The sequence below is a fragment of the Variovorax sp. WDL1 genome, from assembly GCF_001541225.1.
Classification (GTDB): domain Bacteria; phylum Pseudomonadota; class Gammaproteobacteria; order Burkholderiales; family Burkholderiaceae_C; genus Variovorax.
In genome coordinates, this window is the sequence record NZ_LMTS01000278.1 from 17,319 (window position 1) to 31,221 (window position 13,903).

General features: G+C 65.8%; 13 protein-coding genes. 7 read left to right on the forward strand and 6 right to left on the reverse strand.

Annotated features, from left to right (window positions below; translation table 11 throughout):
• Both APY03_RS40885 and APY03_RS34010 read right to left on the reverse strand, forming a co-directional pair.
• The coding region (locus APY03_RS40885; protein WP_198161354.1) for a LysM peptidoglycan-binding domain-containing protein at window positions 1-206 on the reverse strand (206 nt) is incomplete at its 3' end.
• A gap of 85 nt (window positions 207-291) precedes the next feature.
• Window positions 292-1,086 carry a response regulator transcription factor gene (locus APY03_RS34010; protein ID WP_068684303.1) on the reverse strand — a complete coding sequence of 265 codons (795 nt, stop codon included), beginning with the start codon at window positions 1,084-1,086 and terminating at the stop codon, window positions 292-294.
• Between the two features lie 325 nt (window positions 1,087-1,411).
• Between APY03_RS34010 and APY03_RS40890 the strand changes: the two genes are divergently transcribed.
• Entirely contained in the window at window positions 1,412-5,638 is a 4,227-nt protein-coding gene (locus APY03_RS40890; protein WP_162487129.1) for an ESPR-type extended signal peptide-containing protein, read from the forward strand.
• Between the two features lie 17 nt (window positions 5,639-5,655).
• On the forward strand, window positions 5,656-6,636 hold the full coding sequence (locus APY03_RS34020; protein WP_068684307.1) for an OmpA family protein: 981 nt from the start codon (window positions 5,656-5,658) through the stop codon (window positions 6,634-6,636).
• Window positions 6,637-6,686: 50 nt separating this feature from the next.
• Here the strand turns inward: APY03_RS34020 and APY03_RS34025 are convergent, their stop codons facing one another.
• From APY03_RS34025 to APY03_RS34035, 4 genes are all read right to left on the reverse strand, one after another.
• Window positions 6,687-7,580, reverse strand: coding sequence for a hypothetical protein (locus APY03_RS34025; protein ID WP_146039422.1), 894 nt, complete (start codon window positions 7,578-7,580; stop codon window positions 6,687-6,689).
• Complete coding sequence (locus APY03_RS34030) at window positions 7,538-8,107, reverse strand: acyl-homoserine-lactone synthase (RefSeq protein ID WP_068684311.1); 570 nt, start codon at window positions 8,105-8,107, stop codon at window positions 7,538-7,540. Before APY03_RS34030 ends, APY03_RS34025 begins: the two co-directional genes overlap by 43 nt.
• Before the next feature lie 52 nt (window positions 8,108-8,159).
• Window positions 8,160-8,621: a DUF4902 domain-containing protein gene (locus APY03_RS45790; RefSeq protein ID WP_083944756.1), complete on the reverse strand. Its 462-nt coding sequence runs from the start codon at window positions 8,619-8,621 to the stop codon at window positions 8,160-8,162.
• A gap of 75 nt (window positions 8,622-8,696) precedes the next feature.
• Window positions 8,697-9,404 carry an autoinducer binding domain-containing protein gene (locus APY03_RS34035; protein ID WP_068684313.1) on the reverse strand — a complete coding sequence of 236 codons (708 nt, stop codon included), beginning with the start codon at window positions 9,402-9,404 and terminating at the stop codon, window positions 8,697-8,699.
• Window positions 9,405-9,505: 101 nt separating this feature from the next.
• On the opposite strand from APY03_RS34035, the gene APY03_RS34040 reads away from it, so the two are divergent.
• The 5 genes from APY03_RS34040 to APY03_RS34060 all read left to right on the forward strand — a co-directional run.
• Window positions 9,506-10,210, forward strand: a complete 705-nt coding sequence (locus APY03_RS34040; protein ID WP_068684314.1) for a phosphoglycolate phosphatase — start codon at window positions 9,506-9,508, stop codon at window positions 10,208-10,210.
• A 96-nt stretch (window positions 10,211-10,306) separates the two neighbouring features.
• Window positions 10,307-11,380: an NAD/NADP-dependent octopine/nopaline dehydrogenase family protein gene (locus APY03_RS34045; protein ID WP_068684316.1), complete on the forward strand. Its 1,074-nt coding sequence runs from the start codon at window positions 10,307-10,309 to the stop codon at window positions 11,378-11,380.
• Window positions 11,370-12,374 carry a 3-hydroxybutyryl-CoA dehydrogenase gene (locus APY03_RS34050; protein WP_068684318.1) on the forward strand — a complete coding sequence of 335 codons (1,005 nt, stop codon included), beginning with the start codon at window positions 11,370-11,372 and terminating at the stop codon, window positions 12,372-12,374. Before APY03_RS34045 ends, APY03_RS34050 begins: the two co-directional genes overlap by 11 nt.
• Complete coding sequence (locus APY03_RS34055; RefSeq protein ID WP_068684320.1) at window positions 12,371-13,174, forward strand: alpha/beta fold hydrolase; 804 nt, start codon at window positions 12,371-12,373, stop codon at window positions 13,172-13,174. The genes APY03_RS34050 and APY03_RS34055 overlap by 4 nt, the downstream gene beginning before the upstream one ends.
• Window positions 13,171-13,903 (forward strand): quinone oxidoreductase family protein (locus APY03_RS34060; protein WP_232324514.1); only part of this gene is annotated, 733 nt, incomplete at its 3' end. The genes APY03_RS34055 and APY03_RS34060, both read left to right, overlap by 4 nt.

The following is a 13,903-nucleotide window of genomic DNA, read 5'->3' on the forward strand; positions in this document are numbered from 1 at the left end:
AGCAACACGTTGCCCGAGACATGCAGCACCGCGGCGGGGCCGCCCAGATTCAATAGCTGTCCTACACGCAGGCGCTCGGGCACCGGCACCGCGTTACTGCGCTGGAGCTCGGGCCAGCGATGCGGCGACTCCATGTATTTGCGTGCCAGCCCCCACAGGGTGTCGCCCGGCTGCACCAGGTAGGCCGACACAGGGCCCGGTGACATCTTTGCCGGCTGCGCGTACGCGCGCGGCGCGGGCAGCCCGGCGAGGCAAACGAGGGCGGCGATGAGCCAGCGGCGTCGGGTAATCCTAGGCGCCGGCTTTGTCATCGATGTCGTCGGATCGGTTGCCGGGGAGGGCAACGGTGTTCGCTTCGCTCTGGTCGCCGGTGACGCGCTCCAGCCGGTAGCCGCGCCCGTAGACGGTCTGCAGGCGCAGCCCGCTGGCGCTGTGCAGGCCCAGCTTGCTGCGCAGCCGGTAGATGTGGCTGTCGAGCGCGCGCGAGGGCATTTCTTCGCCGTGCACGCCCAGCTTCTCGAGCAGGTAGGCGCGCGAGACCGCATGCCCCATGTGGCGGAACAGCGCCAGCGCGAGGCGGAACTCCCGGTCGGTCAGGGCGATACGCGAGAGCGTGCCGTCCTTCGCCTTGAAGTGCACGCACAGGTTTGGCTGGTCGAACCGCCAGGCACCGAAGCGCTCCTGCTCGGCGGCCGCCGTCAGGCTCGGCTGGCGGGTCAGGAGGCGGCGGATGCGGGCGCAGAGCTCCATCGTGCGGAAGGGCTTCACCACGTAGTCGTCAGCGCCGATGCCGAGGGCGCCGGCCACGTCGCGCTCCGCGCTGCGCGAGCTCAGCATGATCACCGGCACGTCGCTCTTCTGGAAGCTGCGCAGCCAGTGGAGCAGTTCGACGCCGTCCAGGTCGGGCACGTTCCAGTCGAGCACCAGCAGGTCGAAGGTTTCCTGCCGCAGCGACTTGCGCAGGGTCTCGCCCTTGTCGAAGGGCACGCAGGTGATGGTTTCCTCGCCAGTGTCGAGCCCGCGCTTCAACGCGTGGACCAGATAGCCCAACTGGGTCGGATCGTCGTCGAGTACTGCGATACGCATGGGTTCTTTCGTCTCGTGGCTCAGCAGGAAGTGGGCCGGATTCTTCCCCTTTTTACGAGCTCAAATCTCGTAAATTGTTGCGCCATGCCTGTTCAAACCCCGCCCCCACTCGCTGCGCAACGAGGGGGTGCCGGCTCCGGTTTCGGCTGCCGGAGACACCAATCTGGCAAATTGTGACGCTAAACGCACGGTATTGACACGGCTCGGCATCATCCACGCCTTTCCGGAGTGGTGGGCACGTATGCAGTGGCAATGAGGCGCGCTGCCCGCATCAGCGAAGGGAGATCCCCTTCCGCTCATTGCTACAAAAAGGATGTCAAGCAGCATGAACAAGTCTTACCGCACCGTATGGAATGAAGCACTCGGTGCCTGGGTGGCAGCCTCGGAAATCACCAAGGCGAGGGGGAAGCGGAGTCGCTCGGGCGGGGTGGTGGCCGCTGCGGTGGTGCTGGTGGCGTTTGGGGGAGCGAGCGGGGCCGGGGCGCAGTCGATTGGTGGTGTCGCGGCCACCGAAACCGCAACAGCTATCAGCTCGGATGATCCCAGCTGCAACACGACCGCAGGGCATGTGAGCATAGCGATTGGGTGCGGTGCGACCGCGGTGTACATCAGCACTCCAACCGGTCTGGGTCGACTTCCCCCTAGCAGCACAACTGCTAGCAGCAGCCTCGCAATTGGTGTAGGTGCGTACGCATCCAATCTCGACAACTACGGTTTTGCGTTAGCCATTGGGAATGGTTCGCGAGCTGAAGCTCCCAGTGCAATGGCCATCGGAGCCACCAAAGCGATGTCTGAAGATGCCATCGCGATCGGAAACACCATTAGTGGTGACGGCGGAATCGACGACACCACATCCAACAATGCGATTGCGATCGGCTACAGAGGGGACTTGGTCAATTCTGCGGATGCGGTACTGCTGGGTGCCAGGTCCAAGCTCGGGAACTCGGCGAACGGCATTCTTCTCGGCACGAAGTCATCCCTTCTCGACTCGGCGGGCGCCATTGCGCTCGGCTCGGAAATAGTGGTTGCGAACGCAGCCGACGGCGTTGCGCTGGGTCGCGCCGCAAGTGTCATTGGCGCGAATGCCGTTGCAGTAGGTGCGCGATCCAAAGCCGGTACCAACGCGATCGCGATCGGTGGCGCAAGTTCGGCTGCAGACTCCGCGCAAGCCACCGGAGAGAAGTCCATCGCAATGGGCTTCGGAGCCCAGGCCACAGGAACCCAATCCATCAGCATCGGCACGGGCAACAAGGTGTCCGGCAATAACTCCGGTGCCATTGGCGATCCCAATGCTGTCAACGCCGCCGACTCCTATGTGCTAGGCAACGACAACGTCATCACCTCAGGTGCTGATAACTCCTTCGTGGTGGGCAATCTAAGCGTCATCGGTAGTGCTGCCGGCAGCTCTCTCGTCATGGGCAGCAAATCCACTGTAGGCGAAAAGTCTTCCGGCGCGGTGGTGATAGGCAATGGCTCTGCAGTGAGCAACGACCTTTCCAACGGCATTGTGATTGGCAATGGTTCCACCCTCTCCGCCCAGAATGGCATGGTCATAGGCTCGCTGGCGAAAGCGGCTGGTGGGGCTTCGGGTACTGCAATTGGTACAGGCGCGTCCGCCCTGAATACCAAATCAGCCTCGAATGGCCACCAGCTTGCCATCGGAGTCGGCGCATCTGTTGACGCTACCGATTCGATTGCAGTTGGTGCGGGAGTCAGCGTATTTGGCGGGGCATCTGTTGCAGTTGGAAATTCTGCTCGCATCGACGAACCTTCCAATAGCGCGGTGGTGGTCGGATATACCGCATCGGCTACGAATGACTCGAACGGCGCGGTAGTCCTGGGAGCGGGAGGGGCTTCCGCCAACCTATCGAGAGGCGGCGTGGCGATTGGATTCGACGCCGATGTTGCTGGAGCCAACGGCGGCGTCGCAATCGGCATACTCTCTCGATCTCGCGGCGAGGGCTCCATCGCCATGGGCAATGCTGCCCAGACAGGGGATGCCAAGATTACCGGCAGTGGCGTCAACGCCATCGCCATTGGCAACGGTGCGCAAGCCGTCGGCGACAACTCCATCAGCATTGGCACGGGCAACGTGGTCAGCGGCAACAGATCCGGAGCCATCGGGGACCCCACCTTCATCAGGGGGGATGACTCGTACGCTATCGGCAACAACAACGAGATGGATGCCGGCCAGGCATTCGTGTTGGGCAACAACGTCAAGGTGGCGTCGGGGCTCGACGGCGCGGTGGTGCTGGGCAACGATTCCACCGTTGCGGCTGCGACCGGTACGCCGACTGGTGATATCAACGGAGAGACCTACAGCTACGCGGGCGGCGCGCCGGCGGCCGGTGATGTGGTGAGCGTCGGCTCGGACACTGCGCCGCGACAGATCCAGAACGTGGCTGCAGGCCAGGTGACGGCCACCAGCACCGACGCGGTCAATGGAAGCCAGCTGTATGCCACCCACCAGGCGATCAAAACGCTCGACGGCAACGTGGTCAAGTACGACGTCGACACCGTCACCGGTGACGTCGACTACACCAACGTCACTCTCAACAAGGGCGGCGCTGCCACCACCATCCACAACGTGGCCCCGGGCGTGGCCGACAACGATGCGGTCAACGTCAGCCAGCTGACCACGACCGTCACGGACGCCACCAAGTACTTCAACGCCAAGTCCACGCTCCCCGACAGCGAAGCCACGGGCACTGACAGCATCGCGGTCGGACCCAATGCAAAGGCGGGTGGGTCCAACACCATTGCCATGGGCAATGGGGCTACGGCGCAAAGCGAAAGTGGCATCGCTCTAGGCACCGGGGCCTCGAGCGGCAATGCGTATGGGGTGGCTATTGGCGAGAACTCAAGTTCATCTGGCCTCAACGCCGTCGCGCTTGGACGACTCACAATCGCCAACGGTGAAGTCTCGACCGCGATTGGCTACCTTTCTGAGGCTGATGGCGACGGTGCCATTGCCCTGGGCGCCAGCAGCCGGGCAGTGCAGAACAACGCGGTGGCCATCGGCACGGGTGCTGTGGCAGACGGGCCCAGTTCCATCGCCATGGGCAACGGCGCCCAGGCTCTCGGCGACAGCTCCATCAGCATCGGCACGGGCAACGTAGTCAACGGCGACAGATCCGGAGCCATCGGCGACCCCAACACCATCGATGCCAATGACTCGTACGCCCTGGGCAACGACAACCTGATCGACACCGGGGCGGACGGCTCGTTCGATGACGTGAACTTCACCAGCGTCACCACGGGTGCCACCAAGATTGACAACAGCGGCGTTGCGGTCGGATCAAGCACCTTGGGTGCCACTGGCCTGGTCATCGCGGGTGGTCCGAGCGTGACGACCGGCGGCATCGACGCGGCCAACACGGTCATCACCAACGTGGCCGAAGGTGCCGTGAATGCGACCAGCAAGGAGGCGGTCAACGGCAGCCAGCTGAACGCCACCAACACCAACGTGACCAACCTGGACGGCCGGGTGGACGCCCAGGCCGGCCTGGGCTGGAACCTGGGCGCCAATGGCGGCGCGGCGCAGAACGTGGCCCCGGGCGGCACGGTCGAGCTCATCGACGGTCAGAACATCCTGATCACCCAGGATGCCACCAACAAGATCACGGTGGCCACGGCCGATGACGTGAACTTCACCAGCGTCACCACGGGCAAAACGGTGGTTGACACCACCGGCGTTGCGGTTGGCACCGACGTGAAGTTGAGCGAAAACGGGCTGACCATCGGCACGACAGGACCGAGCGTGACGATGACCGGCATCAGCGCCGGCGGCATGAGCATCACCAACGTCGCGGACGGCGTGGCGCCGAGCGATGCGGTCAACCTCAGCCAGCTCAAGTCCTACTCGGACAAAGCGGCCACGATGTGGATCACGGGCAATCCGACTAGCTACGCGCCACCTTCCGCGCTTGGCTCGAACAGCCTTGCCGTGGGCTCGGGTGCGGGCAGCAGCGGCCAGAATTCGGTGGCGCTGGGCAACGGCTCCAATGACGGCGCTCGCAACAACGTAGTTTCGGTTGGGTCTGCCAGCCCAGGCAACGAGCGTCAGATCACCAACGTCGCGGGAGGCACCGAGGACACTGATGCGGTCAACGTGCGGCAGCTGCGTGCAGTGGCGGTGGACGGCGGCGTCCGCTACGACCAGAACGCGGACGGCACCACCAACTACAACAACGTGACCATGGGCAATGGGCAGGCGCCGAACGGTACCCGCATCTCGAACGTGGCGCCCGGCATTGCCGGCACCGACGCGGTCAACATGAACCAGCTGAACGCGACCAACAGCCGCATCGAAGACGTGGCGCGCAATGCCTACGCGGGCGTCGCGGCAGCCATGGCGACGCAGATGCCCGGCACCTATGTGCCCGGCAAGACGGTGATGCGCGTGGGTTCGGCGGTGTTCAAGGGCGAGCCTGCCGTGGGCGTCAGTTTCCGCCGCACCTCCGAGAACAACGGGTGGAGCGTCACAGGTGGCGTGGGCATGAGCCGGGCCGGCGTTGCCGCGACGGTGGGTGCCGAGTGGGTTTTCAACTGATTCGAGGAATGTCGGCAATGACCAAGAACGCAAAGAGCATCCGCCCCGCCCGGCGGGGCATGGGGCACCTACTGGCCGTGGTGGCGTCTGCACTGCTGCTGGCCGCCTGCGGCACGCCGGGGCGCGCCATCGATCCGCAGGCCCAGGCGGCGGCCATGTCGGCCAAACCCGCGCCTCCGGCCCCCGGTGATTTCCCGGCCATGGAGACGGCCAAGTGGCAGCAGGGCGCATTCCCCAATCTTGACAACCTCCGCCAGGTTCAGGCGGGGATGGGCAAGGACCAGATCCGCGAGCTGCTGAGCTGGCCGCACTTCAGCGAAGGACTGTGGGGCGTGGAGGAGTGGAACTACATCTTCCACCTGCGCACCGGCGAAGGGCCGGCATTCGTGAGCTGCCAGTACATGGTGCGCTTCAACGATGCCATGGTGGTGACGGGAGCGTACTGGAAATCCGGCGAATGCGAGGCGCTGACGCGCCCGTCGATCAAGACTGCGGCCGCCAGGCCGATGGTGCAGCCCCTGCCCACGCCTCCGGCGCGCCCGTTGCCGCCGCAGAAGATCAGCCTGGGCACGGATGGGCTGTTCCGCTTCGGCGGCGGCTCCGCAGCCGACCTGCAGCCGGAGGGGCGTCAGAAGATCGAACTGTTGACGCAGGAAATACGCCGCAACTTCGCCTCGGTCACGTCGATCGCGATCACGGGACATACCGACCGCCTGGGCAGCGCGGCCTACAACGAGGCCCTGTCGCTCGAGCGGGCGAACACGGTGCGAGACTTGATGGTCCGGGCAGGTGTGGACGAAGCCTTGATCAAGGCAGTGGGCGTGGGCAAGACCAGGCCCGTGGTCGACTGCCCGGGTTCTCGGAAGACGCCCGCGCTCGTGGCCTGCCTTCAACCCAACCGACGCGTTGAGCTCGAGGTGATCGGGGCCGTGCCCGTCGATGCCGCTGCAGTCGACAAGTCGGCCGCGTCCTTGATCAAACCAACCCTGGGCAGGTGAAGCGCGATGGCAGCGCGCTGAGCTGCCCTGGACCGGCTGTTGCTCAGGTGTCAGCAGTAGCGCCCCAGTTCATTGGTGCGTACGCCGATGAGATCGATCAACGGCTGGCACCTGGTTTCGAACCGCGACTCGGCGCCAATCATGGCGCCCTCCACTTGGCCCAGCGCTAGAAATATCCCGTGCGCCAAGCGCATGGGCATGGTGCGGCGATGCCCGATGGCCTTCAGCAGCTCGCTCAACTCCGCCCGGTGAGCCAGCATCTGCTTGTGCAGATGGTCGAGTCGGGCATTGATGATGAGGGTGGCCAGCGCCTCACCGTCCTTTGGGGAGTGTCGACGCGCCCGGTCAGGCATGTCGTGAAACGTCTCGACCAAGGAGCGATGACTCAACTCGCCGGACTCGAACATCGCAGACAGCGCACCGGCGCCGGATCGGCAGGGGGACGCCGCTGCCGATGCGGTGGCGTGGAGCGTCGGTGCTTGCAGGCGAGAGCCGGACAGCGCCGTCTGCAGCAGTTGGCGGACGCTGCGTCGCTCGGATTCGGGATGAATGTCCAGCAGCCGTTCAGGCACGCCGATCATCAAGCCCTGCAGGTTGCGGTATGCGTGCTGAAGCTGCTGCAACGCGCGCTGTGTGCTCGTCACCGTACCGCTTCGCGCCAGGTCGATGCCGACGCCCAGATCGACGAGATGCCGCCGGATCCGGACAGCCTGGCTGTACAGGTCTGGAGCCGCGGCATGACCCACCGTTCTGGCACACGCACCGGAACGGGCAGACGGCGCCTCGTGTTCCGGGAGCCTGGCCAGCGTGCCGCAGAAGCGTGCCACCATGCGCGCGAGCGGCTTCATCGCATCGTTGGCGATGCGGGACGGCCGATCGGCGCAGCGGGGAGGAATGCCCCTCAGCTGCGGGCGTTCGATGTGTTGTTCAGTTCGATCCAGCATGCGAAAAGAGGATGTCCGTTGATGATTTGGGGTGGGGCTGCGCGGTAGGCCGCGAAGCCGAGCTTTCGAAGCAGTCGCTCTATGCCGGGCGAGGACAGGGTGGTGATGAGCCGGCTCGCGCCATGCCGAAGCGCGCAGGACTCGACTGCCTTCAGCAAACCCACGGTCGTCGGAGATGAGAACGGGCCCGACAAAACGTTTGAATGAAAGTCGATCGCCGCGAACCGGGAGAGCTCCCAGACCTCAGCGGACTGGGGTGGCGGTCCATCGCCCATTAGCTCAGGGAAGACCTCACTGAGAAGATAAGGTCGCACAGTAGGCAGCAACCGGGCGACGCCGATATAACGCCCCTCTTCGCGCGCGGCCACGTAGAGAGTGTCCGGCCGATCGAATTGATCGAGTTCCAGCCCGGCCTGCGTGGGCAGGTCCCACCCTAGGGTTTCGACAAATACCTTGTGCCGGTATTGAGCGAGCCCGACGAGAACTTCGTCGGGTAAGTCGCGTGATGTGCCTGTAGTGAATTCCACCCTGACTCCTTGTAGTGGGTGGTATTTCACCCAAACCGGAGCCGGATGGAAACTACCAATGTTGGTAGGACAACTGGGTCAACCAAATAGTTAGTGGCCGGAATGGCATGCGTATCGAACGAGCAGGGCGGTACGTAGCGGCTCGGTCCATGCCAGAGTGTCCACCCACTCTGCAAGGCGTTGCAGGCTGCGTTGCCATGGGAAGTCGCGATGATCCTCGTTGACCAGCAGCACATTGGTGAAAGGAAGGCTCAGGCGATGCCATCGGGACCTGGCCGGGCATGCAGCGGATCTCCCAGTCCCAGCCCAGCGTTGCGGGCGACCCTGCTGCGTCGATCCATTCCGTGTAGCCCGTGATCGTGGTTGGTCGGCCGCATGTCCGCACCCCCGGCACGATGGGCTCGTCGTAGATGCCCGATATCAGGTGTGTCAGCCTTAGCGTTTGCAGCGCCGGGCTCGAAAGGCGCAGCAGGCCATCGAGATACACCGGTGCATCAAAGGCGAGATCTTTCATTGAATGGCCTCTCTCTCGCGTCTGCGCCGCTCGTGTCGATAGTGCCGCCAAACCCCTGTAATCCCGGCAGTCACATCAATTGAGCAATCCGAGCATCACGGCCCGTACGACCGCGGCTGTCTTGTTCGCACTGCCGAGTTTGGCTGTGGCATTGCTCACATGGAAGTTGACCGTCTCGGAGGAGATGGCGAGTATCTGCGCGATCTCGCCCGAAGTCTTGCCGTCCGCGGTCCATTTCAGGACTTCGAGTTCGCGGCTGGTCAGGTGGACGTCCTGCACCAGCGTTGGAGCCAGGGCCTGAGTCAGTGCCAGGTGCGCGATGTTGACCAGCCATCGCATTCGCGGTTCCTTGCTCTCGAGTTCGGTGGCTGAGAGCTGCTCGCCCGAGCGCGCCAAGGTCAGCATGCCGACGACGCCGTTGGCGTCCAGGCTCGACTGGGCCCAGCCGACGCGTAGCCCGTAGGACTGCGCCTCTGACCAGAGCTGCGGGGCGGACGCGAACAACTCATCGCTCCAGACCAGAGGTGTCCTACTGCGTCGGCCGTGGATGACCGTGGGGTCGGTACTGACGTAGCCAGCCTCATGGTAGCGCTCGGCCCACGCGCGCGGATACTCGAACAAGGTCAACACCTTGGGATTTGACATCGGGAACGGGAATCGAAGTCCGTAGCTGCAGTACTCGAAGCCCAGCCCGTGCGCAGCACTAACGATTTCGTCGAAGATCTTTTGCTCGCCGGGCGCAACGGCGATGACGCGCAGCAAATCTTCCTGCCAGTTTTTCATGACGCGCCTCCCCAAAGGACTCTGGATCGAGAACAGTTTGCCAGCCCTCTTGTTCTGCATGACCACGCAAGCAGAAATAATCACCATTTTGGAGATCTAGTTTGCACTCCCCCGATCTTGCGGCCCTGCGCCGTCCGCGCCTCGAAGCAGCCATCGTCGATCTCGATGGCACGATGATCGACACGCTCGGCGACTTCGTCGTGGCGCTCAACCGCATGCTCGACGAACTCGCACTGCCGCCGATCACGGCCGAGGCGATCGGCCAGATGATCGGCAAGGGCTCCGAGCACCTGATCCGCTCCGTGCTGCGCCAGGTGCGCGACGATCGCGAAGCCGATGCCGCGCTCTTCGATGCGGCCTGGCCCCGCTATGTGCACCACTACCTCGCCATCAACGGCCAGCATGCGTCGATCTACGCCGGTGTCGTCGAAGGCCTGGCCGCGCTGCGCGCGCGCGGCCTGCGCCTGGCCTGCCTCACCAACAAGCCCATCGCCTTCGCGCGCCCACTGCTGGTGGCCAAGGGGCTGGACGGCTACTTCGAGCATCTGTTCGGCGGCGAGGCCTTCGAGCGCAAGAAGCCCGATCCGCTGCCGCTGCTGAAAACCTGCGAGGCCCTGGGCAGCGCACCGGCGCGCACGCTGATGGTCGGCGATTCGAGCAACGACGCGAAAGCCGCGCGCGCGGCCGGATGCCCCGTGGTACTGGTGAGCTACGGCTACAACCACGGCCAGCCGGTGCGCGAGGTGGATGCCGACGGCTTCGTCGATTCGCTGGCCGAACTCGACCGCCTGCTCGGGTCGGGGTAGATGATAGTTGACAGTCGAATTGATGAAAAGTAATGTACCTATGAGCCCGCCGCTCTGAATGCTGGCGGCCCGTGGCCCACAACACTTTTTTGCTCTATGAACATCGCGATCCTGGGCGGCGGCCATGGCTGCTATGCCGCCGCAGCCGACCTGTCCGAAGCCGGCCATTCGGTGCGCCTGTGGCGGCGTGATGCAGATGCGCTGGCGGCCGTGCGCCAGGCCGGCTCCATCCGCTTGAAAGACGCGCGCGGCGCACGCGACGTACCCATCGCGCTGGCCACGGCCGACATCGGCGAAGCGTTGCACGGCGCCTCGCTGATCGTGCTCCCCACCCCCGCCATCGCGCAGGAGGACATCGCCCGGGCGATGGCACCGCACCTGGTCGACGGCCAGGTGGTGTTCCTGCCCCCTGGCACCTTCGGCAGTTTCGTGATGGCGCGCATCGTGAAGCAGGCCGGCAGCCGTGCCGACGTGGCGTGGGCCGAGACCGGCACGCTGCCCTACCTCGCGCGCAAGCATGGGGAGCGCGAGGTGAACGTCACGATCCGCGCGATCCGCCTGCCGACCGGCGTCTATCCGGCGCGCAAGGAAGGCCAGGCGCTGGAGGTGATCCGCCAGGCCTATCCGAGCGTGCACGGCTGCGGCGATGCGCTCTCGGGCGCGTTGATGAATGCGGGCCCGATCATCCACCCGCCGCTGATGGTGATGAATGCCGCACCGCTGCAGCACTTCGAGCGCTGGGACATCCACAACGAGGGCACGCAGCGCGCGGTGCGCGACGTGACCGACCGGCTGGACCTGGAGCGCATCGCGGTGCGCGAGGCATTCGGCCAGGGCGCGCCGCACTATCCGCTGGCCGACCACTACAACAACGACCAATGGATGTACGGCGACGCCCACAAGCAGCTGGTGAAGTCGGGCGACTGGCGCGAGAACATCGACCTCTACACCCACCGCTACATCACCGAGGACACGGAGCTGGGCCTGGCCTTCCTCGCATCAGCGGCGCGGCATGCGGGCGTGGATGCGCCCATTGCGCATGGCTTGCTGGCCATCGTCGGCGGCTTCCTGGGCCGCGACCTGCGCAAGGGCCCGCGCACCTTCGAGGCGCTGGGCCTGGCCGGGCTGAGCCAGGCCGAGCTGAAGAAGAGGCTGCACGATGGCGAATGAGGCCGCAGCGCCGCGCTTCGCCGCCGTCGGCGCGGGCCGCATGGGTCGCGGCATCGCGATCGCCTTCGCGTATGCGGGCCACCGCATCTCGCTCGTCGATCTGCGCGTGCGCAGCGAAGAGGCCTGGCAGAAGCTGCGCGCGGAGGCGCGGGCCGAGATCGAAGCCAGCCTCGCCGGCCTTGCGCAGCTCGGAGTGCTCGATGCGACGCAGGTGCCAAGGATCGCGGAGCGCGTCGAGCTCGTTCCCGCCGCGCAAGCGCCGCGCGCGCTGGCAGGCGCCGAGTTGATCTTCGAGGGCGTGCCCGAAACGCTGGATGCCAAGCGAGAGGCCTTCGAGCAGCTCAACCGCCATTGCCGCGAGGACGCCATCCTCACTTCCACCACCAGCAGCATCCTGGTCACGGAGATCGCTGCGCTGGTGAAGCGGCCGGAGCGCTTCCTCAACATGCATTGGCTCAACCCGGCCTACGTGATCCCGGTGGTGGAGCTCAGCTGCCACCCGGGCACCGATCCCGCGGTTCTGGCGCGCGCCAAGTCGCTGATGGAATCGATCGGCAAGCTGCCCGTGGTCTGCGGCCCCACCCCCGGCTACATCGTCCCCCGCCTGCAGGCGCTGGTGATGAACGAGGCCGCGCGCATGGTCGAAGAGGGCGCCGCCACCGCCGAGGAGATCGACAAGGCCACGCGCTACGGACTCGGCCTTCGCTTCGCCGCGCTGGGCGTGGTGGAGTTCATCGACTTCGGCGGCGCCGACATCCTGCACCATGCGAGCCGCGAGATGTCGGGCTCGATCGATCCCGGGCGCTATGCCGCGCCGGCCATCCTCGACCGCATGATGAACGAGGGCCGGCTGGGCCTGAAGAGCGGCAGCGGCTTCTACGACTACGCGGACCGCGACCTGGGCGCCTACCGCCGCGACGTGCTGGCGCGCACCCTCGGCATGCTGAAGCACGCCGGCCTCTGGCGGCCGCCGGCCGATCGCACGCAGTCATGACGAAGATCCGCCGCGCCTTCGCCGATCTGTCGGTTGGGCAGGTCCACTACGCGAGCTGCGGCGATCCGCGCGCCGAGACGGTGCTGCTGCTGCACCAGTCGCCGCGCAGCTGGGCCGAGTACCGGCACGTCCTGCCGCTGATCGGGCGGCGCTTCCGAGCCGTGGCGATGGACACCGCGGGCTTCGGCGATTCCGATGATGGCGCCGTGCCCGCCAGCATCGAGCAATGGGCGCGCGTGGCGATCGAGCTGCTCGATGCGCTGGGCATCGCTCGAACGCATGTGGTGGGCCATCACACCGGCGGCGTGATCGCGGTCGAGTTGGCGAGTAGCTTTGCAGCGCGCGTGCACGGGCTGGTGCTGTCGTCGACGCCGTACACGGATGCGGCCTTCCGCCGCGTGCGGGCCGAGCGCCCGCCCATCGACGAAGTCGCGATGAGCGACGATGGCAGCCACCTTGCGGCCTTGTGGCAGAAGCGCGCGGGCTTCTATCCGGCAGGGCGGCCCGCGCTGCTGGAGGCTTTCGTGCTGGATGCGCTCAAGGTAAGCGGCCGGATGGAAGACGGACACCGTGCCGTGGCAGCCTACCGGATGGAGGAGCGCATCGCGAAAGTGCGGCAGCCCACGCTGGTCCTGCGTGCCACCGACGATCCCTTCGCCGCGCCGCATGCGCAGGAACTGAAGGCGCACATCCCGCAGGCCCGCATCGTCGACATCGACGGCGGCATGGTGCCGTTGCCCGACCAGATGCCCGAGGCTTTCGCGAACGCGGTGGTGGGTTTCCTGGAGACGCTGCGGTGAAGGCGGTGCGCATCCCCGGCTTCGGTGCGGCGCCGATGCTGGAGCAACTGGCCGATCCGCAGCCGCGTGCCGGACGCACGATCGTGCGCATGGCCGCGGCCACCGTCGGCCACATCGACCGCACCGTCTGGAGCGGCGCCTTTCTCAGGCATCCGCCACTGCCCTACATCCCCGGCGTCGAGGCCGCGGGGACGGTGGTCGCGAGCGAGAGCTACCGGGCGGGCCAGCGCGTGTGGCTGCGCGGCAGCGGCCTGGGCACCACGGAGAACGGCACCTGGTGCGAGCTGATCGATGCGCCCGACGAGGCACTCGGCCTGTTGCCCGACACCATCGACATGGCGCTCGGCGCGGCCTTCTTCTCGCCCTGCACCTCGGCCTGGATCGTGTTGCACGAGGTCGCGAAGCTGCAGCGGGGCGAGCGCGTGCTCGTGACCGGCGCCACCGGTGCGGTGGGCGCGATGACCGTGCAACTGGCGCGCGAGGCGGGCGCCATCGTGCTCACGCGCGCCGAGGAAGCCGCGCAGCAGCAACAGCCCTTCGACCTCCTGGTCGATACCGTCGGTGGCCCGGTGCTGGAGGCCGCGCTGCCTTGCGTCGCGCCTGGCGGCCGCGCCGTGCTGGTCGGCTACACGGCCGGCAACATGCTGCCCTTGAACATTGCCCATTTCCTGCAGCGCGATGTGGCGCTGCTGCCGCTCAACATGTTCCGGCGCGAAGCGGCGGGCCGTG